Origin of the sequence: Candidatus Palauibacter soopunensis (assembly GCF_947581735.1) — a bacterium.
Classification (GTDB): domain Bacteria; phylum Gemmatimonadota; class Gemmatimonadetes; order Palauibacterales; family Palauibacteraceae; genus Palauibacter; species Palauibacter soopunensis.
This window is the reverse complement of sequence record NZ_CANPVT010000046.1, coordinates 1-24911: the sequence shown is the minus strand read 5'-3', so window position 1 is coordinate 24911 and position 24911 is coordinate 1. Positions and strand designations below refer to the sequence as shown.

The 24911-nt window shown below is 69.8% G+C and carries 22 protein-coding genes and 1 pseudogene; 11 read left to right on the top strand and 12 right to left on the bottom strand.

What is annotated here, in order from left to right:
- Positions 1-353 precede the first annotated feature (353 nt).
- A complete protein-coding gene (locus tag RN901_RS12190) occupies positions 354-806 on the top strand; it encodes an IS1595 family transposase (protein WP_310758561.1) in 453 nt (150 codons plus the stop codon).
- A 769-nt stretch (positions 807-1575) separates the two neighbouring features.
- Here the strand turns inward: RN901_RS12190 and RN901_RS12185 are convergent.
- Positions 1576-2241 (bottom strand): hypothetical protein, encoded by a 666-nt coding sequence (locus RN901_RS12185; RefSeq protein WP_310758560.1) that lies wholly within the window; start codon positions 2239-2241, stop codon positions 1576-1578.
- A 450-nt stretch (positions 2242-2691) separates the two neighbouring features.
- Positions 2692-3894 carry a 2,3-bisphosphoglycerate-independent phosphoglycerate mutase gene (locus tag RN901_RS12180; RefSeq protein WP_310758559.1) on the bottom strand — a complete coding sequence of 401 codons (1203 nt, stop codon included), beginning with the start codon at positions 3892-3894 and terminating at the stop codon, positions 2692-2694.
- Between the two features lie 53 nt (positions 3895-3947).
- Between RN901_RS12180 and ccmA the strand changes: the two genes are divergently transcribed.
- From ccmA to RN901_RS12145, 7 genes are all read left to right on the top strand, one after another.
- A complete protein-coding gene (gene ccmA, locus RN901_RS12175; RefSeq protein WP_310758558.1) occupies positions 3948-4598 on the top strand; it encodes a heme ABC exporter ATP-binding protein CcmA in 651 nt (216 codons plus the stop codon).
- Positions 4595-5275, top strand: a complete 681-nt coding sequence (locus RN901_RS12170) for a heme exporter protein CcmB (RefSeq protein WP_310758557.1) — start codon at positions 4595-4597, stop codon at positions 5273-5275. Before ccmA ends, RN901_RS12170 begins: the two co-directional genes overlap by 4 nt.
- A 10-nt stretch (positions 5276-5285) precedes the next feature.
- Positions 5286-5945 carry a cytochrome c biogenesis protein CcsA gene (gene ccsA, locus RN901_RS12165; RefSeq protein WP_310758556.1) on the top strand — a complete coding sequence of 220 codons (660 nt, stop codon included), beginning with the start codon at positions 5286-5288 and terminating at the stop codon, positions 5943-5945.
- A 7-nt stretch (positions 5946-5952) separates the two neighbouring features.
- Positions 5953-6105 carry a hypothetical protein gene (locus RN901_RS12160; RefSeq protein WP_310758555.1) on the top strand — a complete coding sequence of 51 codons (153 nt, stop codon included), beginning with the start codon at positions 5953-5955 and terminating at the stop codon, positions 6103-6105.
- A gap of 159 nt (positions 6106-6264) precedes the next feature.
- On the top strand, positions 6265-7155 hold the full coding sequence (locus RN901_RS12155) for an RNA polymerase sigma factor RpoD/SigA (RefSeq protein WP_310758554.1): 891 nt from the start codon (positions 6265-6267) through the stop codon (positions 7153-7155).
- A 53-nt stretch (positions 7156-7208) separates the two neighbouring features.
- On the top strand, positions 7209-8777 hold the full coding sequence (locus RN901_RS12150) for a M20/M25/M40 family metallo-hydrolase (RefSeq protein WP_310758553.1): 1569 nt from the start codon (positions 7209-7211) through the stop codon (positions 8775-8777).
- A 49-nt stretch (positions 8778-8826) separates the two neighbouring features.
- The gene (locus RN901_RS12145; protein WP_310758552.1) at positions 8827-9768 is read left to right on the top strand and encodes a creatininase family protein; all 942 of its coding nucleotides are present in this window, start codon (positions 8827-8829) and stop codon (positions 9766-9768) included.
- A 15-nt stretch (positions 9769-9783) separates the two neighbouring features.
- Here RN901_RS12145 and RN901_RS12140 read toward each other — a convergent pair whose 3' ends face one another.
- The 7 genes from RN901_RS12140 to RN901_RS12110 all read right to left on the bottom strand — a co-directional run bounded on the left by RN901_RS12140 (position 9784) and on the right by RN901_RS12110 (position 17374).
- Entirely contained in the window at positions 9784-10224 is a 441-nt protein-coding gene (locus RN901_RS12140; RefSeq protein ID WP_310758551.1) for a vitamin K epoxide reductase family protein, read from the bottom strand.
- Between the two features lie 3 nt (positions 10225-10227).
- The gene (locus RN901_RS12135) at positions 10228-10980 is read right to left on the bottom strand and encodes a thioredoxin domain-containing protein (protein ID WP_310758550.1); all 753 of its coding nucleotides are present in this window, start codon (positions 10978-10980) and stop codon (positions 10228-10230) included.
- Positions 10981-11014: 34 nt separating this feature from the next.
- Positions 11015-12445, bottom strand: a complete 1431-nt coding sequence (locus RN901_RS12130; protein ID WP_310758549.1) for a hypothetical protein — start codon at positions 12443-12445, stop codon at positions 11015-11017.
- A complete protein-coding gene (locus RN901_RS12125; protein WP_310758548.1) occupies positions 12442-13155 on the bottom strand; it encodes an HAD family hydrolase in 714 nt (237 codons plus the stop codon). The genes RN901_RS12130 and RN901_RS12125 overlap by 4 nt, the downstream gene beginning before the upstream one ends.
- On the bottom strand, positions 13155-14153 hold the full coding sequence (locus RN901_RS12120; protein ID WP_310758547.1) for a threonine/serine dehydratase: 999 nt from the start codon (positions 14151-14153) through the stop codon (positions 13155-13157). Before RN901_RS12120 ends, RN901_RS12125 begins: the two co-directional genes overlap by 1 nt.
- On the bottom strand, positions 14150-16660 hold the full coding sequence (gene gyrA, locus RN901_RS12115) for a DNA gyrase subunit A (protein ID WP_310758546.1): 2511 nt from the start codon (positions 16658-16660) through the stop codon (positions 14150-14152). Before gyrA ends, RN901_RS12120 begins: the two co-directional genes overlap by 4 nt.
- A gap of 81 nt (positions 16661-16741) precedes the next feature.
- Positions 16742-17374: a metallophosphoesterase family protein gene (locus RN901_RS12110; protein WP_310758545.1), complete on the bottom strand. Its 633-nt coding sequence runs from the start codon at positions 17372-17374 to the stop codon at positions 16742-16744.
- 26 nt (positions 17375-17400) lie between these two features.
- Between RN901_RS12110 and RN901_RS12105 the strand changes: the two genes are divergently transcribed.
- Positions 17401-18486, top strand: coding sequence for a saccharopine dehydrogenase NADP-binding domain-containing protein (locus RN901_RS12105; RefSeq protein ID WP_310758544.1), 1086 nt, complete (start codon positions 17401-17403; stop codon positions 18484-18486).
- On the opposite strand, the gene RN901_RS12100 is transcribed toward RN901_RS12105, so the two are convergent.
- Both RN901_RS12100 and uvrA read right to left on the bottom strand, forming a co-directional pair.
- A complete protein-coding gene (locus RN901_RS12100) occupies positions 18468-19514 on the bottom strand; it encodes a glycosyltransferase (protein ID WP_310758543.1) in 1047 nt (348 codons plus the stop codon). The genes RN901_RS12105 and RN901_RS12100 overlap by 19 nt on opposite strands.
- Positions 19511-22414: an excinuclease ABC subunit UvrA gene (gene uvrA / locus RN901_RS12095; protein WP_310758542.1), complete on the bottom strand. Its 2904-nt coding sequence runs from the start codon at positions 22412-22414 to the stop codon at positions 19511-19513. The genes RN901_RS12100 and uvrA overlap by 4 nt, the downstream gene beginning before the upstream one ends.
- Positions 22415-22489: 75 nt before the next feature.
- On the opposite strand from uvrA, the gene RN901_RS12090 reads away from it, so the two are divergent.
- Complete coding sequence (locus tag RN901_RS12090) at positions 22490-24382, top strand: ABC transporter ATP-binding protein (RefSeq protein WP_310758541.1); 1893 nt, start codon at positions 22490-22492, stop codon at positions 24380-24382.
- Positions 24379-24597 carry a PLD nuclease N-terminal domain-containing protein gene (locus RN901_RS12085; protein WP_310758540.1) on the top strand — a complete coding sequence of 73 codons (219 nt, stop codon included), beginning with the start codon at positions 24379-24381 and terminating at the stop codon, positions 24595-24597. The genes RN901_RS12090 and RN901_RS12085 overlap by 4 nt, the downstream gene beginning before the upstream one ends.
- Here RN901_RS12085 and RN901_RS12080 read toward each other — a convergent pair.
- A pseudogene (locus RN901_RS12080) lies at positions 24594-24911 on the bottom strand (hypothetical protein); the annotation flags it as partial. The gene RN901_RS12085 and the pseudogene RN901_RS12080 overlap by 4 nt on opposite strands.

Here is a 24911-nt window from a genome sequence, read left to right as displayed (position 1 = left end):
GTTCTCCGTGCATGCCTTGCGGTCCCCTTTGCTTCAACCCAGGTATGTAGTTCCCCTTGTAGTTCATTAGGGGCTGCGCACGGGAGCGGCGGTTCGGGGAGGCAGCCATCGGGAGGTGTATCGGAGTACTTCGCCGCGTCGTTCGAGGTGACGGCGCACGTTGTGAACCCGAGGGGACTTGGTCGGCCCGGAGAGGTCGGGTCTCCGCCACGCGGGTTGGACGCCCAGGGCACCAGCGTCCGCCGGAGCCGCCGCCAAGCATTGGTTCGGGTAGTGCAAGACAGGCAGAAAGAGGGGGCGGCATCCCCGAACGCGGGCCCATCCGGAACCGGCGCACTGCTTCGGAGGCCATCATGACCGGCCCCGGTGCGTATCGTGAGGTATCCCTCCTCGATCTGGCCGAGAAGTTCCCCACGGAGAACGCCGCCCGGGACTGGTTCGAGACCATCATCTGGCCCAAGGGCGAACGCCGGTGTCCGCGCTGCGGCAGCGTGAACACCCACGCGGCCTCGCACGCCAGGATGCCGTACCGCTGCCGGGACTGCCGCGGCTACTTCTCGGTGAAGACAGGCACCTTCATGGAAGGCTCTCCGCTCTCCCCGAGGAAGTGGGTCTTCGCGATCTGTCTGGACGCCATGAGACCGAAGGGCATTTCCTCCGTGCAACTCCACCGGGGCATCGGCGTCACGCAGAAGACCGCCTGGCTCATGCAGCGGAGAATCCGCGAGGCCTTCGCGAACGCGGTGCCCCAGGCGTTCGACGGGGCGGGGGAGGTGGACGAGACGTGCATCGGCGCTCCGGAGTGAAGCACGCCGGAAAAGAGAATCCGGATTGCTATCGGGGGCTCTTGTGTTCCAAGGTCCGGCGATGGGAACTCAGGGAGGGGGGCTCAACCACGAAGACGAAGCTCTCCGCCACCACGCTCCGGCCATCTCTGGAGGCGGTGGTCGTCCGGTCCGCCTCTGCTCTGGCACCGGCACGGGGTCAGACCTCGGTCGATGCGCCTCCGGCTCTACCGCGAGGCGGCGGCGAATACCAGCTCGTCGGGGACATAGGCGATGGCAACGAACTATTCCGCCTGCGATTCGATATGACCGCGGTGGCCGATGGGGACGGGAGTTCGAGCTTCGCGTTCGTACTCCCCGTCGAGCCCGGGTGGGAGGGCCAACTGGCGAGCATCACACTCACCGGTCCGGGCGGATCGGTTACGCTCGACGGGGAGAGCGATCTCCCGACCGCGATCCTGCACGCCCCGCGGACGAGACAGGTGCGCGGTATCCTTCGGAAAGCCGCCGGGCACCGCAAACTTGGCAGATGCGGTCGCCGCGCTGTCGCCGGAACCCGGCTTGGAAGTGCTGTTCAGCCGCGCGGTATACCGGACCCCGGAGGCTGGCGGCCCTGAGAGCGGCTTGGTACGGCAAACCGGTCTCGTATCCCGTTGCCACCAACAAGGGCCAACGGAATCCAGTTCTTCCCGGCGGAAATAATGGTGGGAAAATTCCATCACCATGTCCGTAAAATACATATACCACAACGATTTACGATTACAGCCTGAACAGTCCGCGGGAACGTCTCCTATCGCGGCTCGAGACCAGTCGTCCGCACGAACGCGTCGTAGTCCACGAGCAAGAGATGCGGGACGGGCTGCGCGTTGCTCGGGCTTCTGAAGAGCGCGAAGCTGCCGGGCCGGGCGTCGAGAAGGACATGCGCTGTCGGAATCGGAGTATCGACCCGGGTGCCGAGCGGGAGCCGTACCAGCCGCATCCCTGGCTCTCCGAGAACGTCTACGGATAGCACCGGTATCCGACCCACCACGGCGACCCCAGACACCGCGGGCTCGCCCGCCTCCCGACCCCGCACGAACACGGTGCCCGGCCCGGTTCTCGTGTACATGTGCCGCTGATGGACGAGGCCCGGCAGCGTGTCCGTAGCGACGGTACGATTATCCGGGCAGGACATCGTAAGCGTTTCCGCAGGCTCCCGGGCCGCGCGATGGACCACGATCACGTCATCGGAACCAGCCAGCTCGCGCGGACCGATGAACTGGCGCATCCCGTAGGAATACCGCTCCGCCTCGGTGTCGCCCCCGAGAAGCAGTGGGGGGCCTGCGTCGAGCCCCCTCAGGGCTCGGAGCCAGACAAGCGTCCCGTCGGCGTCCGTACCCGGACCGTACACAAGGAAGTCCGCACCGCAGCCACGCGCGGCTGCATGCGGCCAGAAGCCGATCGCTCCGGTGTCCAAGAACTCGCCTCCGAGCGTGAACAGCGAGGCGCGACCTGGGTGCAGCACGAGTATGCGATCGTCGGAGACCGCAATCGCCAACGGATATTCAGCCTCGCCCGGCCCCTCTCCGTGAGGCACGAATGCGGCTTCCAGCGAACCGGAGGTTCTGAAAACGCGCACATACGGCGGTGCTTGGTCGAGCACGACAACGAAACGTCCATCCGGGGTGAGATGGGCGTCACGGATTCGGGTGAACCCCTCCCCTTCCGAGGCGGGGTTTATCACCGCGCCGATACGAACGGCCGAATCGAGAAGTCGCGCCATGGACGCGGAGACGTCAACCACCTCCCGGTCGCCGGGGGCCGCGGACCCCTGGGAGGCAGTCCTGTCGTCGCAGGCGAGGACACCGAGCAGCATCGCAAGGGTACCGTACGCTCGATCCGGGCTGTACGGAATCATACCACGCGGCTACGCTCCGAACTTCGCGAGGCGGCCGGCGCTGGCGGCGGCGAGGCGCATGAGGTCGCAGCCTCGGACGCGCCCGTGGGCGCCTGTGCGGCATGCGGTTTCGCCGAACGTCGTGGCGGCGTCGCTGCGGGCGGGGCCGCCGTGGAGGAGGAAGGGCACGGGGTGCCAACTGTGGCTGCGCATGATGGAGGGCGTGGAGTGGTCGCCGGTCACGAGGATGACGTCGGGGCCCGCTTCGACGAGGTCCGACACGATGGCGTCCGCTTCCTCGATGGCGGCTACCTTGCGGTCGAAGTCGCCGTCTTCTCCGGCCTTGTCGGGAGGCTTGAAGTGGAGGAAGAAGAAATCGTGCTCGGCGAACCGCGCCTTCAGGGCGTCGACGAGCGGGGGGGCGCCCGCGGGCACCGTGCGCGCGTCCATGCCGACGAGGCGCGCGACGCCGCGGTACATGGGGTACGCCGCGGCAGCGGCGGCGCGCATCCCGAATACGTCAGGGAACAGCGGCCAGTCGGGCTGGCTGGAGACGCCGCGCAGGAGCGCCATGTTCGCCCGCGGTTGGTCGGCGAGTCGTTCGGCGGCGGCTTCGAGCCACGCAGCGAGAAGCCGCGCGGTCGGCTCGGCTGCCGCGTTCCGCACCTCCGGGGCTCTGGGCGGTCGGCCGGTCACGCCGGGATCGGTGTCGTTCACGGCGTCGCCCGCCGGGGCATCGGGGTGCAGGACGAGGACGAAGCGGTGTTCCTTCACGTGACGCACGGTACAGCGGGCGCCGTCCAGTTCGATGCCGTCGAGCCGGGCGGTCAGGGGGGCGGCTGCCTCGCACGGGATGCGGCCCGCGCGGCGATCGGCCACCCGGCCCTGGGCGTCGAGGGTGCAGAAGTTGGCGCGCACGGCGATGTCGCCCGGTCCGAGCGGGAATTCGATGCCGAGGGCTTCGAGCACGCCGCGGCCGGTCTCGTACACGAGGGGATCGTAGCCGAACAGGGCCAGGTGGCCGGGGCCGCTGCCCGGGGTGATGCCCGGCGCAACCGGGTCGTGGAGGCCGCACGTCCCGGCGCGCGCGAGTTCGTCCAGGTGCGGGGTGCGGGCGGCCTCCAGTTCGGTCGGCCCCCCGGGCTCGCGAGGCAGCCCGCCCAGCCCGTCGAGCACGTAGAGCAGCACCTTGCCCCCGCCGCCGGCGAGACGGGCGATCCGGTCGAGTTCCATGCGGCGGAACGTATGAGCGGCCCCGGCGGCAGGCCAATCGCGGGGGCGGACGGGTGAGCCTCGCGGTCGCCGCGGAGGGCGTGACCCGACGCTTCGGGCGGCGTTGGGCGCTGCGGGGGGTCGACCTCGCCGTGCCCCGCGGGGCAATCGTCGCGCTGCTCGGCGCCAACGGGACGGGCAAGACGACGCTGCTCCGCGTGATCTCGACGCTGCTCAGGCCGACCGCGGGCCGGGTGGAAGTCCTGGGGCACGCCCTCGCTGCGGGCGGGGACGAGATCCGGGCGCGCGCCGCGTTCATGACGGCCGGCGGACACGCCTACGAAGAACTGACCGGGGTCGAGAACCTGCGCTTCGCGGCCCGCATGTCCGGGACGGCGGCGGCGGACGACGAGCTGCGGGACGCGCTGGCCGCAGTCGACCTCGGCGGGGCGGCGGACGTCCCCGTGCGGGCCTGGTCGACCGGGATGCGCAAGCGCCTCGAGCTGGCGCGGCTCGGGCTCCGCCCGCTGGAACTCGTGCTGCTCGACGAGCCCTTCGTGAGCCTGGACGAGGACGGCGTGGGCCTCGTGCACGAGGCGGTCCGCGGGTGGCGCGAAGCGGGCGCCGCCGTGGTCATCGCCTCGCACCGCGTCGAGGACGCGACCCGACACGCCGACGAAGTCGTGCGGCTGGTAGGCGGCCGGGTGGCCGCCGAGACCGCATGAGCGCCCTCGCGCGGCGAGCCGCCGCCATCCTGTGGAAGGACATCCTCTCGGAGACCCGCACGCGGCAGGGATTCACGGCGATGCTCTCCTTCGCCGCGCTCGTCCTCTTCATGTTCAGCTTCGCCATCGGGGTGGACAACGACCTCCTCGGACGGCTCGCGGGCGGCCTCCTCTGGGTGGCGATCGTCTTCACCGGCACCCTCTCGCTCGGCCGGACCTTCCAGAACGAGGAACTCGCGGGCGGCACCCACCTGCTGCGGCTCTATCCCGGCGACGTGCGCGCGATCTACCTGGGCAAGCTGGCCGGCAACCTCGTGGTGCTCGCCGCGCTCGAGGTCGTCCTCTTCCCCGCCGCCGCGATCCTGTACCAGGTCAACTTCGCCGCACAGGCCGGCCCGCTCCTCCTCGTGGCCGCCCTCGGCACGTTCGGCTTCTCCGTCATCGGGACCTTCTTCTCCGCCCTCACGGTCCACCTCAGGGCGCGCGAACTCCTGCTGCCGCTCCTCCTCTTCCCCGCCCTCGTCCCCGTCGTCCTCGGGAGCGTCGGCGCCACGGAAGCGTTCCTGGCCGGCGACCCGCTCGGACGGGCGGGAGGGTGGCTGAGGTTACTCACATCGTACGACGTGATATTGTTCGTCGTCTGTCTCTGGATCTTCCCCGTCGTCCTCGAGGAGTGATGCGGGTTCAATGAATAGACTGACCATGCTCGGGTGGCTTGCGATCGCCCTCATCGCCGTCGGCAGCGTGCTCGGACTCGTCGTCCTGCCCGCCGACGCGCTGCAGGGCGAGGTCCAGCGCCTCCTCTACGTCCACGTGCCGGTCGCGTGGGTGATGATGCTCGCGTTCTTCGTCGTCTTCCTCATGAGCATCCTCTATCTCGTGCAGCGCCGGCTGAAATGGGACCTGCTCGCGGTTTCCGCCGCGGAACTCGGGGTGGTCGCCGCCGTCCTCACCCTCATCCTCGGCACGCTGTGGGGCCGGCCCACGTGGGGGATCTGGTGGGCGTGGGACCCGCGAATCACGACCACGGCGCTCCTCGTACCCATCTACACGGGATACCTCGTCGTGCGGTCGATGGCGGAGGACCCGGACCGGCGCGCGCGCTGGGCGGCCGTGATCGGTCTCATCGCGTTCGTCCAGGTCCCGATCGTGTACCTGTCGGTGTTCTGGTGGCGGAGCCTGCACCAGCCGCCGTCGTCCCCACAGTCCATGTGGAGCGCGTACGGACTCGTGATGCTGCTCGGGTTCGTCGCGTACGCGCTCGCGTTCGCCTACCTGTGGCTGCGGCGATACCGGCTGGCTGCAACGGAACTCGAACTCGAACTGTCGGGACCGGAGGAAGGGTGAACCGGGCATGAACGAACACTGGCTGTTCATCGGCGCCGGATACGGCATCACCTGGGTCACGCTGTGCTGGTATCTCCTCCGCCTGCGGCGCCGGGAACGCATGGCGGCCGCGGCTTCGGGCCGGGGCGGCGAGGGAGCCCGAGCGGGGGGTCCGGGGTAGAAGCAGTCGGAAAAACGTGCGGTTCGCTCCGATTTTCTCTATCATTTCAAGTTTGTATCAAGAGCGATCGGATCGAACCGTGGCGGGGCGGAGTGCCGGTTGGCCCACCCCGCGGCGCTGGTTTTCAACAACCGACCCGGGTCAGGATTCGGATTTCATATGGCGAAGACGGCTACCAGCCGACGCATGTTCTTCGACACGCACGCGCTCGACTCGTTCGACCAGTATCTGCAGGACGTGGAGCGCTATCCGCTCATCGAGAACCCGCAGATCGAGCGGGAGATCGCGCGGAAGGCGAGGGCCGGCGACCGTCACGCGGCGGAGCGGCTCGTCACGGCGAACCTGCGCTTCGTGATCTCGTATGTGAAGAAGTACCAGGGCCGGGGGCTCAACCTGGCCGAACTCGTCTGCATCGGGAACGAGGGTCTGCTCAAGGCCGTCAAGAAGTTCGATCCCGACAAGGGCGTGAAGTTCATCTCCTACGCGGTGTGGTGGATTCGGCAGACGGTGCTGCAGGCGCTGGCCGAACAGACCCGCTCCGTGCGCATCCCGCTGAACCAGAACTCCAACCTCGTCAAGCTCTCCCGGACGGAGACGGCGCTCACGCAGAAGCTGGGGCGCTCGCCGACGGACCGTGAGATCGCCGAGGAGATGGAGGAGCCGGTGGAGACGGTGCGCGCGCTGCGGCGCGTGGCCTCCGCCGAACTCAGCCTCGACGCGCCGCTCGACAAGTCCGACCGCGACAGCGCGTCGTTCGGGGAGCGTTTCTCCGGGATGGACGACGCGGATATCGAGGAGGATGTCGAGGACCAGGCGCGCCGGGAGTTCCTCGAGAAGATGTTCGAGCGCTACCTCACCGAGCGCGAGCGGAAGATCCTCGTCCTCTACTACGGCCTCGACGACGGCGAGGAGATGACGCTGGAGGAGATCGGTTCACTCCTCGGCGTGACCCGCGAACGCATCCGGCAGATCCGGAACCGGGCCTTCGACAAGCTGCGCGCCTCGCCGGACGGAGAGGCGCTGGAAGGGTTCTGGCGCGCCACCGCCTGAGCCCCCCCGGGGGCCGCCGGTCCCCGCTCCGCTCCATTCGCCGGAGAATCGACATGACGCCCCCTCGTTCGAGATTCGGCCTCCTGATTCTGCTCGTCCCGCTGCTGTTCGGTCCCGCCGGAGGCGTGCACGCGCAGTCGGGGGCCGACGTGGCGCGTACGTACCGGGAGGCCCACGAGGTGGAGATCCTGCGGGACTTCGCCGAATTCCTGACCTATCCCAACCGGGCCCGCGACCTGGAGGACGTCACGCGGGCGGCGGAGTACATCCGCGACGAGTTGCGGGCGGTGGGCGTCACGTCGGAACTGCTCGGCATCGACGGCGTCGCGCCTCTCGTGTACGGCGAACTGCGGACGCCGGGCGCGGAGCGGACGCTCGGCATCTACGTCCACTACGACGGGCAGCCCGTCGATCCCCGGAACTGGACCCATCCCCCCTTCGAACCCACGCTGTACACCGCTTCGATGGAGGTGGGCGGGGAGCCGCGCGACTTCCCGGAGGCCGGCGAGGCCGTGGACCCGGAGTGGCGGATCTACGCGCGTTCCTCGGGGGACGACAAGGCGCCGATCTCCGCGCTTCTGCCCGTGCTGCGGGCGTTCCGGGATGAGGGAATCCAGCCGACCTCAAACCTGGTCTTTTTCTTCGATGGTGAGGAGGAGGCGGGCTCCCGGCACCTGGGCCAGTACATGGAGATGGCGGCGGACCGCATCGACGACGTCGACGTGTGGCTCTTTTTCGACGGGCCCGCGCACCAGAGCGGGCGGCCGCAACTCACTTTCGGCGTGCGGGGCTCCATGGGGATGGAGGTCACGGTGTACGGGGCCACGCGGAACCTCCATTCCGGCCACTACGGGAACTGGGCGCCCGACACGGGGAACATCCTCGCCCGGCTGCTCGCCTCGATGAAGGACGACAGCGGGCGGGTGCTCATCGAGGGCTGGTACGACACGGCCGATCCGCTGGGGGCGGAGGAACGCGCGGCGCTCGAAGCCATGCCCCCGGTCGACGACGACCTCAGGCGGGAGATGGGGCTCGCGTGGACGGAGGGGGAGCCGGAGACGCTGTCGGAGCGGATCCTCCTCCCGGCCCTCAACATCCGTGGGCTCACGAGCGGCAACACCGGCGCGCTGGCGCGCAACGTCATCCCCAACACGGCCGTCGCCGCGCTCGGCATCCGGCTCGTGAAGGGCAACGAGGCGGCACACCTGCGGCAGCTCGTCGTCGATCACATCGAAGGGCAGGGCTTCCACGTCGTATCCGAGGATCCCGACACGGAGACCCGGCTCCGGTATCCCCGCATCGCGAAGGTCACGGGGGGTGGCGGCTATCCCGCGGCACGCACGGAGATGGGGAACCCCTTCGTGCAGGAGATCATCGCCGCGGCCTCGGCGGCGGCCGACCGCGCGTTCGGGCCGGGGTCGCTCGTCCTCGCGCCCGGCCTGGGCGGCACCCTGCCCCTCTACCTGTTCACCGACGTGGCCGGAAAGCCGGCCGTGAACGTCCCCGTCGCGAACCACGACAACAACCAGCACGCGCCCGACGAGAACCTGCGCATCGCGAACCTCTGGTACGCGATCGACCTCTACGCGGCGCTCCTGACCATGCCGATCACGGCCTTCTGAGGCTTTGGCGTTTCCTGACGTTCCATCCGTTCCGACAGGAGCCGGTCCCATGCGACGATCCCTGACCGTCTCGCCGCTTTCGCTGGCTGTCCTCCTTGCCCTCGCTCCGGCGGCGGCCGCCCAGACCAACCCGCTGTGGACGCAGGAGAAGGTGAAGAACTACCTGCCGCACATGACGGTACCGGAGGTGCGGGACTTTCTCGCGCGCAGCGACATGGTCCTGATCCCGGTCGCCGCGCTGGAACAGCACGGCAACCACCTTCCGATCGGCACCGACTATCTGAACGGCGTCGAGCAGGCGAAGCTCGTGGCGCAGCGGGCGGACGTCCTCGTGGCTCCGATCCTGCTCCCGGGGCAGTCGCCGTATCACATGGGGTTCGAGGGGACGATCACGCTGCCTTCTCCGCTCGTGCAGGAGGTCTACGTCGAGGCGGTGAAGAGTCTCATCGCGCACGGCTTCAAGCGCTTCCTGATCATGAACGCCCACGGAGGGAACCGCGCCATCACGACGTTCATCGTGGACCGCATCAACCAGGAGACGGCGGGGATCGCGGTGGACCTGGGCGCCGTGTCGGGGCGCTTCCGGGATCGGGACCGGATGGCCTCCGTCCCGACGCCGCCGCCCGACGAACTCGACCGTCACGGCGGGACGCCCGAGACCTCGAGCTCGCTCTATCTCATGCCGACGCTGGTGGACATCGACGCGGCGGTGCCGGCGGAGGTCACGATGCCGGCCCACCTGGAGGCCATGCTCCCGGACGTGCTGGCCGGCGACCCGACGGCACTCGCCGTGTTCCTCGCCGAGGGACTCAAGGACGAGTCGACCGGCAAGGGCACCTCGTCCGCGGAGATGTCGTCGACGGGCGTGTGGGGCACGCGCGATCCGGCTGGGGCCACCGTGGAACGCGGCCGGATCGCGACGGAGGTGTTCGTCGATGCCGCGGTGGCGTTCATCGAGCGCTGGAACGAACTGCGCCCCTTCGGCTCCTGATCCGGCTCGGGCGCGTCAGCCCGAGCGGCGGAGCGCGCGGAACTCGGGGAGCGTGAGGAGGAAGATTCCGAGAGTGATCACGGCGCTCCCCACGCACCAGCGGCAGATGGCGTGGATGACCCAGAGTTCGAGCGCCGTCAGGTAGATCGTGAAGGCGAGTCCGCCCAGGGCGAGCACGGCCAGCAGTCGCGGGATCCAGCCGGCGGCGCCGATCCCGTCCCGGGTCGCCAGCATCGAGATGCCGAACACCGCTACGTACCAGCCCACGCCCCAGCCGGCCACGGGGAATCCGAGGAAGCGGGCCCAGCGCGATCCCTGCACGAGATCGCAGCCGCCGCCCGCGCCGCACGCAAGCTCGCCGTAGTAGCCGAGCGCATAGAGGAACAGGTAGGTGGAGAGGAAGACACCGGCCAGCGCCAGGAGCGCGATCCCCCGGCGCCGGTTCAGTTCGCTCATGGGTTACGGCGCTCCCTGACCGCTCTCCGAGGCATCGCTCCCGGAGGCGAGCGCCTCGAGCCGGGCCTGAATGAGGCCCTCGATGTGCGTGTAGGGCTCCACGCCCGCGAGGTCGACCAGCACTCCGTCGACAAAGAGAGTGGGTGTGGAGTTCACGCCGCGCGACACCCCGAACTGGTGGGACTTGGCGATATCCACGAGCGGGCGGCGCTCGCGCATGCAGGCGTTCCAGGCATCGGCATCGACGCCGGCCTGACTCGCGATCTCCGCGATGGCATCGGCGGGGTCGGCGAGCTGATACCAGCGCGTCTGACGAGCGAGGATGAGGTCGTGCACCGGCCAGTAGAGTCCCTGCTCGCCCGCGCAGCGCGCGGCCAGCGAGGCCGCGACGGAGTTGGGGAAACCGACCATGTAGTCGTACGAGACCCAGCGCACGGGAGCGTTCGCGTTCTCGACGTAGTTCTGGCGCAGCAGCTTGCCGGCGAAGCCCGCAAACGTTGCGCAGTGGGGGCAGGAGGGGTCGTAGAACTCCTCGATCGTGATCGGCGCGGACTCCGGCCCGATCGGCACGCCGACGGAGGGGTCGGCCTCCGCCTCGGCCAGGACCTCGAGAAGGTCCGGGTGTGTCGCGGGCGGACCCGAGCCACCCTGTCCGCCTCCCACGAACAGCCAGTACCCGCCGGCGGCCACGATGACGACCAGAGCGATCGGGAACCACCGGTTCTTGCGCGCCGGAGCGCTCTTCTGCTGTGCCATCTTCCTTGCCATCTGTCGTACCCTCTGTCTTGGATCAGATCCCGGGCCAGCCAGGGATCAGGTCCCGGGCCAGCCAGGCCAGCGCGGCGGCGACGAAGAACGCCACTATCGCGAGAATCGCCCATCGGCCCCGCTTCGACAAGCGTCGAGCGCGAAGGGCTGCCAGCGCCCGCAGGCCGGGGATCATGCGATCGGACCACAGGGCCCCGATGTCGAGGAGCGCCGCCGCGGCCGCGGACACGTACGCCCTGTCGAGTTTCGTCACCTCGTCCGTCCAGGCCCGGATCGCCTCTTCGACGCTCGCTTCCTCCGCCTCCGGCGGGGCGAGATCGCGCGCATGCAACTGCTGCAGGAGGAGCTGCTGCCGGGCCAGCGTGGCGTCGAACGCCGGGTTCAGCGCATCGATGTGCTTCGACATCACCTTCCGCAGCGCAGGTTCCTCCGCCGCGGACCGCGCCTTCTCGCCCTTGTCCCGGTCGAGGCGCCGGGTCCTGACGACCGCCTCTACTTCAGCCGCATACAGTCGCACCAACTCTTCCGCGACCCCGCGAAACGCGGCGATCGCGTCCTGCCGCATCTGCTCCGCATCCATGGCCTGAACGGCGCCGGCGACGGAGTCGGCTTCGAGCGCGGCGGAGCGCCGCAGCATGAGCGGGCCCAGGGCGATCTCGCCGAGCGTCCGGAAGTGCCGCTCGAAGTAGCGTCGATCGAAGCTTTCGCCGATCGAAGGGTCGATCCGCACGCGGTCGACCGCCGCCTCGCACACCCGCTGCAGCGTGTCCGCGCCCACGGAGAAATCGGGCAGTCGCGCCCGCAACGGGCGCGCGACCTCCCCTTTGTCGAACATCTCCAGGGCGTCGTCGGTATCCGGGGGCGCCGGATCGGTGCCGGCAACGTCGAGGACGGCACGGATTTCCTCCGGGAAGAGATACCGCATCTCGAAGGACGCGTCCCCCTTCGCGAGTTCGAGGACGGGGCGGCCATCGCCATGAGCGGCGGCTGTCTCGGCCGCATGCTCGGTGGGCCAGCGCAGGGTGTACTCGTGTTCTTCGGCGAAGAGATGCAGCCCTCGCCTCGTAAACACCGCGAGATAGAGTCCCTCGAGAGGCGCGTCGCCGATCCTCCCTGTGATCTCGGTGCCGGCGGTACACACGACGACGTCCGCGGCCAGTGGCCGGAGGAGGGATCGCCGGCCCGCCACATCGCTACCGCGTTCCACGTTGCGGGCGAAATCCTCCAGGTCTCCGCTGTCCCCGAAGAAGGCGACGGTTTGCCGCCGGGCGAAGACGAGGATGAGGCCGGCCCGTCTCGAGACCCAGAAGACGGATGCGAGCGGGATCTGCCGGTCCTCGAAGTGAACCCCGGCCGGCGTACAGACGACCGAGACCTGTGGCCGTACCTGCTCGCCCGCGAGGTGGACATCGAATCGATACGCCTTCGGGTCGCGTTTCGGGCTCCGATTCATGGGCCTGCGAGGGTCGACATCACGCGGCGGGTGTCCCGGAGCGAAGGAAGCGCCTCATCGGCGCCGGCCCGGCGAAGGTCGTCGACGGAGAAGCGTCCGGTGGCCACGCCGAGCACGGACAGGCCGGACCCGCGGGCACACTCGATGTCGTGCGGGGTGTCCCCGATGATCCAGGTTCGGCCGGGGCCGTACCGCGTTCCCGTATGGCGGAAGGCCCGCTCGAGCGCGATGGGCGGCAGGCGGTTCCGGTCCGCGTCGTCGCACCCGAAGGCGCCGAACGGAAAGCGGCCCCAGAGCCCGACCGCGGAAAGCTTGCCCTCGGCGCCGGCGACGATGTTGCCCGTCAGAAGTCCGAGCGCCGCTCCCTCCGCTTCAAGCGCATCGAGGATTTCGGGGACACCCGGCGTCGGGCGCATCCGTTCGCGCCGCTCGTCGATCTCGTCTTCCAGCCGGGCCGCGTACGCGGCCCACAGCCGGTCGAACCCCGGCGCGATCTCGGCTTCGGACAGGCCCTCGGCGCGGAGGAGCGTGCGCACGATCTGCGGGTCCGTCATCCCGTCGAAGGGGAGATCGTCGATGGGTCCGGGTGTCCCGTACACCTCGATCATCGCCCCCTCGATGGCCGCGCGACCGACCCCCGCCGCGTGCACCAGCGTTCCGTCGATGTCGAACAGTACAAGGTTGGCAGCCCCGGCTCCGTTTGAGACCATCAACCGCCGATCCAGTCGGCGAGGAGCGCGGGTTCGATGTTGCCGCCGGACAGGATCGCCACGGTCTCCCCCCGCGCCGCGGGCGTCACCGCGCCGTTGAGCAGCGCGGCCACCGTGGCCGCTCCGGAAGGCTCCACGACGAGCCGCAGGCCGAAGAGCCAGCGCACGGCATCGCGGATCGCCCCGTCGTCGACCGTGATGACGCGGTCCACGAGGTCGCGGCAGTGGGCGAAGGTGAGGTCGCCGGGGCGGACCGGCTTGAGGCCATCGGCCACGGTGGACACGCTATCGAGCGTGACGGGGGCGCCGTGCTCGAGCGAGCGCAGCATCGAGGCCGCCCCCGCGGGTTCGACGCCGATCACCTCGGCCTCCGGGCACCGGCGTCGGACCACGGCCGCGACGCCGGACAGCTGCCCGCCGCCGCCGATCGGAGCGAGCACCATCCCCGGCTCCCGGGAGCCGAGTTGCTCGACGATCTCGAGCGCCACGGTCCCCTGTCCCGCGATGATGTCGGGGTCGTCGAACGGCGGCACCATCGTCCCGCCGAGCTCCCGCTGGATCTCCTCGGCGCGCGCCTTGCGCTCGGCCGACGTCGTGCCCTCGAGTTCGACCTCGGCCCCGAGGGCGATCGTCGCCTCGCGCTTCACGTCGGGCGCATCGACGGGCATCACGATCCGCGCCGGCACGCCGAACGCGCGGGCGGTCCACGCCACGGCCTGCGCGTGATTGCCCGACGAGTAGGTCAGAAGCCCGGCGGCCCGCTCTTCCGGCGAGAGCCGGCTCACGTAGTTGTACGCGCCGCGCGCCTTGAAGGCCGAGACGCGCTGGAGGTTCTCGCACTTCAGCCATACGCCGTCCGGCGCATCGGTCGCGCCGCGCCCGTCTGCGCGCGGGAACGGGGCAGGGATCAGCGGCGTGCGACGGACCGCGCCGCGAATCCGCTCGTGCGCGGCCTCGACGTCGGCGAGCGAAACGAGCGTCGCGGTTGCGCCGGTCACTCGGTGGCCTCGACGTCGCCGGCGTCGGCGCCGTCAAGAGCGTCAACCTCCGCCGGATCGTCCGCCGCCGGATCGGTTCCGATCGGATCGATCAGACCCGCCACGTCCACGAGCTCGTCCCCGTCGTCGAGCGAGACGAGTCGCACGCCCTGCGTGTTGCGGCCGATCACGCGGATCTCCTCGGCCCGTTGCCGGTTGATGACGCCGTTGCGGGTCACGAACATCAACTCATCGTCGTCCGTCACTTCCCGGACCGCCGCCACCTCGCCCGACCTCTCGGTGACCTTCAGGTTGATCACTCCCTGTCCGGCGCGTCTCGTGAGTCGGTAGTCGTCTACGTTGCTCCGCTTGCCGATCCCCAGATCCGTCGCGGTCAAGAGGGAGCCGCCCCGCCGCGCGACCACCATTCCGACGACGGTGTCCCCCTTCTGTAGCCTGATGCCGCGCACACCCTGGGCGACGCGCCCAACCTCCCGCACGTCCCCTTCGGAGAACCGGATCGCCCTCCCCCGTCGGGTCGCCAGGACGACGTCGTTCGAGCCATCGCTGACCTTGACGTCGATGAGCCGGTCGTCCTCGAGGATGTTGATCGCACGAAGACCCGGCGCGCGCACGTTCCGGTACGCGGCGAGGCTCGTCTTCTTCACGAGGCCCCGGCGGGTGGCAAAGATGAGGAAGCGGTCGTCGCTGAACTCCCGCGCCCGGACGATGGAGGCGATTTTCTCATCCTTCGCCATCTGGAGCAGGTTCACGATGGGCTTCCCGCGCGCGGTCCGCCGGGCGGGGGGGATCTGGTACACCTTGAGCCAGTACATCCGGCCCGCGGTCGTGAAGATGAGGAGGTAGTCGTGGGTCGAGGCGAGGAAGAGGTGCTCCACCCAGTCCTCTTCCTTCGTGCCCATGCCGGCGATCCCGCGCCCGCCGCGCCGCTGCGCCCGGTACACCTGGGGCTCGATGCGCTTGATGTAGCCGGAATGCGAGACGGTGATGACCATCCGCTCTTCGGCGATGAGGTCCTCATCCGTCAGGTCCGAGGTGTCCGGCACGATCTCGGTCCGGCGCTCGTCACCGAACTTGTCGACGAGGGTCGTCAACTCCTCTCCGACGATCTCCATCCGCAGGTCGCGCGAGGCGAGGATGGCCTCGAGTTCCTGCCGGCGCGCGCGGACCTTCTCCAGTTCCTCCTCGAGTTTCTCGATCTCGAGACCCGTGAGGCGCGCGAGCCGCATGTTCAGGATCGCGTCGGCCTGGCGTTCGCTGAGATCAAAGGCCGACCGGAGTTCCGCGCTCGCGACCTCCGTCTCGGGCGAGGCACGGATGATGCGGATGACTTCGTCGATGTTGTCGACCGCGACCTTGAGCCCCTCGAGGACGTGTTCCCGGTCCTTCGCCACGCCGTACTCGAAGCGCGTCCGACGCTCCACGACCTCGTGCCGGTGCTCGAGGAAGTGCCCGAGCATCGTCTTGAGGTCCATCACCTGCGGCTCGCCGTTGACGAGCGCGAGCATGATGACGCCGAACGTGGATTGAAGCTGCGTGCCCTTGAAGAGCTGGTTCAGGACGATCTGCGGCACCGCATCGCGTTTCAGTTCGATGACGACCCGGATCCCGTCCCGGTCGGACTCGTCGCGGAGGTCGGAGATGTCCGTGATCTTCTTGTCGCGCACGAGACCCGCGATCTGCTCGATGAGGCGGGTCTTGTTCACCATGAAGGGGATCTCGCGGACGATGATGCGGTCGCGTCCGTCCCGCCCCTCCTCGATATCCGCCTTCGCGCGCATCACGACCCGGCCGCGGCCCTGCCGGTAGGCTTCGCGGATCCCGGCCCCGCCGAAAATCGCGCCCCCGGTGGGAAAATCGGGCCCGCGAATGATCTCCATCAATTCGTCGAGCGTCGTGTCGGGCGCCTCGATGAGGCGGTGACAGGCGGCGGCCACCTCTCGGAGGTTGTGCGGGGGAATGTTCGTCGCCATGCCTACCGCGATGCCCGACGAGCCGTTGACGAGGAGGTTGGGGAGCGCGGAGGGCAGCACCGTCGGCTCCTGCAGCCGATCGTCGAAGTTCGGCGTGTGGTCGACGGTGTCCTTGTCGATGTCGCCCAGAAGCTCGCTCGCGAATCCCGCGAGCCGGGCCTCCGTGTACCGGTAGGCCGCGGCGGAGTCGCCGTCCACGGACCCGAAGTTGCCCTGTCCGTCGACGAGCGGATACCGGAGCGAAAACTCCTGCGCCATCCGGACGAGCGAATCGTAGACGGCCGAATCGCCGTGCGGGTGGTATTTTCCGATCACGTCACCGACGACGGTGGCGCTCTTTCTGTAGGGTCGGGTCGGGCCGAGGCCGGCCTCGTGCATCGCGTACAGGATCCGCCGGTGAACCGGCTTCAGGCCGTCGCGAACGTCGGGCAGGGCGCGCTGCACGATGACGCTCATCGAGTAGTCGATGAACGATTCGCGCATCTCTTCTTCGAGCGGTCTCTGCTCGACGCGTTCTATGCTCTCGGTGGTCATGGATTCCCGTGGAAACTGGCGTTTTCGAGATCCTCGAGGATGCGGCGGCCGGGGGAGCCCGGCCGCACTCGGTGAGACCCTCTAATCTACCGGATTTTCGGGCATTCCGCGACTTTTCAGACGCCACTCCACGCCTCCGGGACCGGCGTTCACGATCGGCGTGTCGCCGACCCGGGAGCGCACGCCCCACGAGCCGTGGATGTGCCCGCAGACGACGAGGCGGGGGCGGGTCCGTTCGATGGCTTCGAGCACGGCCGTACTGCCCATGCGCCGACCCGACGCGTCGGCGTCCGCGTGGCCGAGCGGAGGGGAGTGGGACACGAGCACGGCTCCCTCGGGGCAAGGCGCGAGGAGGCCCAGCGCCTCCTCTTCCGTGAAGTCGTAGCTCCACGAGCCGAACGGCGTCATGGGCACTCCGCCACCGAGTCCGAAGAAGGGCACACCGCCGATGTCGACGCCCTCTCCATGCAGGACGCGAGCCGCCGGCCAGCCGCGGCACGCCTCGGAGAGTTCCTCGGCGGATTCGCCGTTTCCGGGCACGAGAACGGTGGGGGTCTCGATCGCGGCCAGGACTTCGATGATCGTGTCCAGGCCGCGGCGCTTCACCGCGAAGTCGCCCGCCCCGACGACCGCGTCGAAGCCGGCGGCCCGTTCGACGATCGACGCGGCGGCCGCGAGATCGGTGTGGAGATCGCTGAACAGCAGCAGACGCATGGCGAGTCGCTCCGTAGGTTGGGGACATGCGTGAATCGAAACTGCTCATCTACGGGGCCACGGGATATACCGGACGGCTCGCGGTCACGGAGGCGCTTCGGTGCGGGCTGAGGCCCGTCGCCGCCGGCCGGGACCCGGAGAAGCTCGCGGCCCTGGCGTCGGCGACCTCCGGGGCGCGGGTCCTGGCGACGCGGGCCTTCGGGCTGGACGACCCGGCCGCGCTTGCTGGCGCGCTGGAGGACGTTTCGGTCGTCCTTCATTGCGCGGGACCGTTCTCGCGCACGGCCCTCCCGATGTACGACGCCTGCCTGAAGACGGGCACGCACTATCTCGACATCACCGGCGAGATCGATGTGTTCGAGGCGCTGGCCGCGCGCGGGTCGGAGGCCGCCGCGGCCGGCATCATGGTCCTGCCGGGCGTCGGGTTCGACGTCGTCCCGAGCGACTGCCTCATCGCGGACCTCGCTGCGCGGCATCCGGGCGGGCGCACCCTGCGGCTGGGCCTCGCGGCCCGGAGCGGCGCCTCCCGCGGCACCATGCGCACGGTCGCCCAGGCGATCGGGCAGTTCCGGATCCGGCGCGACGGCGCGATCGCTACCGTGCGCCCCGGCCAACTGCGTCACGCGTTCGATTTCGGACCCCCGCCTGACGCCGCGCTCGTCGGCGTGCTGGGAGACGTGACGACGGCCTTCCATTCCACGGGAATACCGAACATCGAGACATACCTGCAGGCGACCCGGAGCTTCACGCGCCTCACGCGGGTCCTGCGTGGCTTCGGTCCGCTTCTGGCCGCGCGGACGGGACAGGCGCTGCTGAACCGCCTGCTCGACCGCGGGCCGGAGGGGCCGAGCGAATCGGCGCGCCGGACGGCGCACGCGATTCTGGTCGCGGAGATCGAAGACGTGGAGGGCAGGCGGGTGGCGGCGCGCGTGCGGACGCCGGACCCGTACGGCTTCACCGCGACGGTGGCGGTCGCCATCGCGGGACGCGCGCTCGCCGGCGACGTCAAGGCGGGCTACCAGACCCCGTCTTCCGCGTACGGCGCGGACCTGTTGCGGGAGTTCGATGACGTGACGTGGGAGGTGCTCGGCGATCAGGCTACGGCCCGGTAGTCCTCGATCTCCCTAAAACCCAGGGCCTGAAGCGCCTCCCGGATCTCGCGGCGCGCGCCGGGCGTCCCCACCGCGAGGAGCATGTACGGGCGGGCGGGCGCGCCGAACGCCGGGAGGTCTTCCGGGCGGAGGACCACGGCTCCGTGGATGCTCTGCCCGATCTTGCGGGGGTCCAGATCCACGAACGCCTCCACCGGGAGCATGCGGCTCCCGGCGCCGACCTGTTCGAGCCAGCCGCGCGCGAAGGCCTTGCCGACCTTGCCGGCGCCCCAGATGACGAGCGGCCGGCACGCCAGCACGCGGCCGTTCGCCAGGTGCGCGACTTTCAGACGCCGGAACGCGTCGGGACTGTAGCGGTCCGACCGCTCCGACAGCCGGTGCAGACCCAGGCGCCACTCGTGGAGAATCTGCGGCACGTTCGTCATGCGACAGCCCGCCGCGGCCAGCCGCAAGATGAGGTCGTAGTCCTCCGGCCCTCCGGCGTCGCGATAGCCGCCGACCGCCTCGAAGGCGTCGCGCCGCACCATCAGCGTGGGGTGGGCGATCGGACACTCGACGAACAGGTCCCGCTCGACCGCGGCGGGCTCGGTGAGCCCGTTGATCCAGCCCTCGTAGCGGAGGTAGCCTGAGCCGCGCCGGGGCCGCGGGAAGTAGCGAACGCCCGTGCCGCACGCGGCGATATCCGGGCGGCGGGCGAGGAGGCGAAGTTGCGCGGCCAGCCGGCCGGGGCGCGCGACATCGTCGGCGTCCATGCGGGCGAGGAGCGGCGACCGCGCCTCGTCCGAAAGCCGGCGCAGCGCCGCCACGATTCCCGAACCGTCGCGATCGACGAGGCGGACGCGGGAGTCCCGTTCCGCCCACGCCCGAAGCAGCGGTCCGGTGCCGTCGCTCGAACCGTCGTCGAGCGCGAGTACCTCGAAACGCGGCTCGGATTGCGCGACAAGGCTTTCAATGCACCCGCCCAGGAACGGCTCGGCGTCCCGGCACGGCAGAAGGATGGAGACGCGTGGCGCGCCCGCTCCCGTCACGCCGACTCCGCCCCGGCGACGGCCGCCGCATCGAGCCCGAGCCGCTCCGCCCGCACGCGGAGGAAAGCGCCCGTGAGCGAAGCCTCGGACTCCGCAACGACGGCGGGTGGACCCGCCGCCACGATGCGGCCTCCGTCCTCCGCGGGTCCGGGGCCCATGTCGATGACCCAGTCGGCTTCCGCGACGACGTCGAGGTTGTGTTCGACGACGACGACGGCGTGCCCTTCCCCCACGAGTTCCCGCAGCACGGCGACGAGCGTGCCGACTTCCGCCACTCCGAGGCCGACGGTCGGCTCGTCGAGGATGTACAGCCTGCGGCCCGCGCCCCCCCGGCGCGCGAGTTCACGGGCGATCTTGAGGCGCTGCGCCTCCCCTCCGGAGAGCGTCGTGGCCGGCTGGCCGAGCCGAAGGTATCCCAGCCCCACCCGTTGCAGTTGCCACAGCCGGGCTCCGAGACGGTCGTGCCGGATGAAGAAGCGAATCGCCTCGTCCACGGTCATGTCGAGGGCGTCGCGGATCGAACGGCCGCGGATCCCGATCTCGAGCACCTCGGGACGGTAGCGCGAGCCCCCGCACGCCTCGCAGGGCACGGAGACATCGGCCAGGAAGACCATCTCCACCGTCTCCTCCCCCGCGCCCTTGCAGCGCTCGCAACGCCCGCCCGGTCGGTTGAAGGAGAAATACCCGGCCTCGTACCCGCGGGAGCGGGCTTCCGGGAGCGCGGCGTATGCGCTCCTCAGCGGCGTGAAGGCTCCGATGTACGTCGCCGGGTTCGAGCGCGGCGTGCGGCCGATCGGCCGCTGGTCGACGAGCACGACATCCTCCAGGAGTTCCGCGCCTTCGAGCCGGTCCCAGGAGCCGGCGGGCTCGCCCAGATGCGGTTTGGCGGAGGAACGGTCCGTGATCTCCCGCTCGAGAGCGTGATAGAGGACTCCGCGGATGAGCGTCGACTTCCCGGAGCCTGAGACGCCGGTGACGAGCGTGAGCGACCCCAGCGGAATCGCCACGTCCACGTCCCGAACGTTATGCAGGCGGGCGCCGCGCAGGACGAGCCGGTGACCTCCGCCCCTCTGCGAACCGTCCCGCCGCGCACCGCCCTGCCCGGCGGCGGCCGCCCTCCGCGCGAGGGCCTGTCCCGTTCCGGTCTCCGCCGCGAGGAGGTCGCCCCAGCCGCCCTCGAACACGATCTCTCCGCCCTGTTCCCCGGCCCGGGGACCCAGCTCCACGATGCGGTCGGCCCGCTGCAGCACTGCGGGCTCGTGCTCGACGACGAGGACGGTGTTCCCGCGGCCCGCGAGCCGCTCGAGGACGCCGGTGAAGGCGTCGATGTCGTGCGGGTGAAGCCCGATCGTGGGTTCGTCGAGGACGTAGAGCGTGCCGACCAGCCGGCTTCCGAGACAGCTGGCGAGGCGGATCCTCTGCATCTCCCCCCCGGAGAGGGATCGGGCCTGCCGGTCCAGCGTCAGGTACCCGAGCCCGACTTCCGCAAGAAACGAGGTCCGGTGCTCGAGTTCGCGCAGGATCGTCGACGCCACGTGACGCTGAAAGGGCGTGAGGTCGAGTTCTCCCGCGAGCCAGCCGGAGATCTCCTTTACGGTCCACCGGGCGACTTCGGCGATGTGCCTCCCCCCGACGCGCACGTTCAGCGCCTCCGGCTTCAGGCGGTAGCCTTCGCAGCCGGAACACAGCTCGGGAAGCTGATACTGGCGCAGAAAGACGCGGATGTACGCCTTGTACCGCTTCTTTTCCTTCGAGCGGAGAAATGAGATGACGCCCCTGAAGCGTTTCCCCGCATACCTTCCTCCGTTCAGCAGCACGTCGCGGCCTTCGCCGGGAAGCGCCTCCCAGGGGAGGGTCGCGTCGAGCCCGGTGGCGGCGGCGAACTCTCTCAGGCGCGTGCGCTCGCGCCGGTAGCGGGGCTTCGACCATGGATCGAGGGCCCCCTCCTCCAGCGAACGGCCCGGGTCGGGCACGATGAGTTCGGGGGAGTACTCGAGCACGGCGCCGAAGCCTGTGCAGGTGTCGCACGCTCCGGCGGGGCTGTTGAAGCTGAACAACTGGGGGGTGGGCCGCGGAAACGCCAAGCCGCAGACTCCGCAGCGATGGGCCTCTTCGAAGTCGCGGCGCTCGGGCTTCGGGGCGCCGCCCCGCCAGACGAGCGCGACGGCAGCGCCCCTGCCCTCGGCGAAGGCGGCCGCCAGCGAATCCGCGATCCGTTCGCGGTCCTCCGCGCGGGCTGCGACCCGATCCACGATCACGAGCGCCTCCCGCGCCCGCGTCAACACGCGCATCTCGTCCCCCCCTCCCCCTTCTTCCTCCGCTTCCAGGTCGATATCCGGCAGGTAGAGTTCGCGGCCGTCGGCGAGGACGCGGACGTACCCCCGCGCCCTGAGGTTCTGCACGACCCTCGCGCCGTCCAGGCGTTCTTCCCGGGGGACGGGAAAGGCGATGGCGAGCCGCGTTTCGGGACCTGCATCGAGGAGCACGTCGGTACCCGACGTCACGGTGTCCGGCACGACGGAACGGCCGCACTCCGGACACACGGTTGTCCCCACGCGCGCCCACAGGAGTCTCAGGTAGTCGTAGACCTCCGTGATCGTGCCGACGGTGGAGCGGCTCGACTGCACCCGGTTGCTCTGGTCGATGGCGACGGAGGGGCTCACGCCCTCGACCAGATCGACGGCGGGCTTCGGCATCCGTTCGAGGAACTGCTTGGCGTAGGTGGACAGCGACTCGATGTACCGCCGCTGTCCTTCGGCATAGATCGTGTCGAAGGCGAGGCTGGATTTTCCCGAGCCGGAATGCCCCGTGAGGACGGTGAGGGCCCCACGCTCGATGTCGATGTCGATGCCCTTGAGGTTGTGCTGCCGGGCGCCTCGGACCCGGATCCGGTCGCTCATGGGAGCATGATGGCCGGCGGCGACGGGGCGCGCCAACCTGATTGGACCGGAGGCGGCGAGTTCGTACTATGGGGCATGCAAGCGCCGGACGGTCCCCTCCAGGAAGAAGAAGCGCTCGGGAAGGCGTACGACGCCCGTCTCATGAAGCGTCTGCTGGCGTACCTGCGACCGTACCGGAGCAGAGTCGCGATCGCCGTGCTGATGCTCGTGGCCGCCTCCGGTCTTGCGCTCGTCGGCCCCTGGCTCACGATGGAGGTCATCGACCACGCGATCCCGGAGGGCGATTTCCGCGCCATCCGCAACCTGTCGATCCTCTTCTTCGTCTCGCTCCTCCTCTCCGGACTGCTGGAGTACGGGCGGACGATCCTGACCACGTGGATCGGGCAGAACGTGATGCTCGACCTGAGGCAGGAGATCTTCCGGCACCTGCAACGCCTCCGGCTCGCGTACTTCGACCGCAACCCCGTCGGACGCCTGATGACGCGGCTCACGAGCGACGTCGAGGTCCTGAACGAGATGTTCACCTCCGGGGTCGTCACGATCTTCGGGGACGTGTTCACCGTCGCCTTCATCATGATCGCCATGCTCGTCATGGACTGGCGGCTCGCCCTCGTGACGTTCGCGGTCCTCCCGCTCGTGTTCGTGGCCGCCTGGCTCTTCCGGAAGAAGGTGCGCGAGGCGTATCGGGATATCCGGATCCGGCTCGCGCGCATCAACGCTTTCCTGCAGGAACGGATCACGGGAGTGCGCGTCGTGCAGCTGTTCCGGCAGGAGCGGGCGGCCACGCGCTGGTTCGGCGAGATCAACGATGACCACCTCGAGGCCCACCTGCGCTCGATCACGTACTACGCGCTCTTCTTCCCCGTCGTCGAGGTGCTCGCGTCCGTCGCGCTCGCGCTCATCATCTGGTACGGGGGCAACCAGGCCCTCGAGGGGACGCTCACGATCGGGGTCATCGCGGCCTTCCTGCAGTACGCGAGACGGTTCTTCCGCCCCATCCAGGATCTGTCCGAGAAGTACAACATCCTGCAGGGCGCGATGGCGAGTTCGGAGCGGATCTTCCGACTCCTGGACGAGGCGCCGGGGATCGAGGACCCGGTGGACCCGACGGATCTTCCGCTAGGCGTGAAGGGCCGCATCGAGTTTGAGGACGTCTGGTTCCGGTATCTGTCGCCGGAGGAGGACGCCGCGGGCGTCACGACGCCCGCTCTGGCCCACGCCGCGGCCTGGGAAGGGGCGGAGGGTCGGCTCGACGAAGACGCGCCGGACGACGGCTGGGTGCTGCGCGGCATCAGCTTCACGGCGGAGCCGGGACAGCGGCTCGCGGTCGTTGGAGCGACCGGAGCGGGCAAGACGACGCTGTTCAGCCTCCTCATGCGCTTCTACGAGCCGCAACGCGGGCGCATCACTCTCGACGGGGTCGACATCCGGGAACTCCGGCTCGCCGACCTTCGGCACCAGATGGGCCTCGTGCTGCAGGATGTCTATCTCTTCTCGGGCTCCGCGGCGAACAACATCGCGCTCGATCGCAAGGCGGTGGGGCGGGATGAGATCCGGGCGGCGGCCCGTCAGGTCGGGGTCGACCGGCACCTCGCGCGGCTGCCGAAGAAGTACGACGAGCCGCTGAGCGAGCGGGGCGGGAACCTGTCGGTCGGCGAGCGCCAGCTGGTGTCCTTCGCCCGCGCGCTAGCGGGAGACCCGCCCATCCTGCTTCTGGACGAGGCGACGAGTTCGGTGGACTCGGAGATCGAGGCGGAGATCCAGGCGGCGCTGGAGCGCCTGATGGCGGGACGGACGAGCCTCGTCATCGCACACCGGCTCTCTACCATCCAGGGGGCCGACCGCATCCTCGTGCTCCATCACGGGCGCATCAGCGAGTCCGGTACGCACGACACGCTGCTCGAGCGCGGCGGCCTCTACGCGCAACTCCACCGCCTCCAGTTCCAGAAGCCGACGGCCGCCGCATGAACGCCGTGCTGGACTGGGCGGCGGCGCTGGACCCGCGCCTCGTGCTCCTGGCCCTTCTCGCGGCCCTGAACCTCTGGGCGACGGGCATCACCGCGCTTTCCAAGGCGCCGAGGCGAGAAAAGGTGCTATGGGTCGCGGTGATCTTCCTCTGCCCCATCGTCGGCAGCGTGCTCTGGTTCGTGTTCGGCCCGAAGCTCTGGGCGGAGAGGCGCTAAGGCCAGAGCGGGCGCAACAGATCCGCCGTGCGGGCGGCGGCGCCGGCACCCGCCTCGACGAACGCGCGGGCGGCCCGGGCGTGGCGCTGGCGGCGAGGCGGGTCGGCCAGCCCGGTCAGGGTGTCCGCGAGCGCGCCCGCCGGGGAGACGAGCCCGCCGCCGGCCGACGCGAGGGCGCGGGCGTGGGGCCGGGGGGGGGGCGGGGGCGCGCCCGGCGGCGGCCCCCGCCGGCCCGGGGGGCGCCCCGGGGGGGGCCGCGGGCCCCCCCGGGCCCCCCCCCCGGGCCGCCCCCCCCCCGCGACGCCATAGCGGAG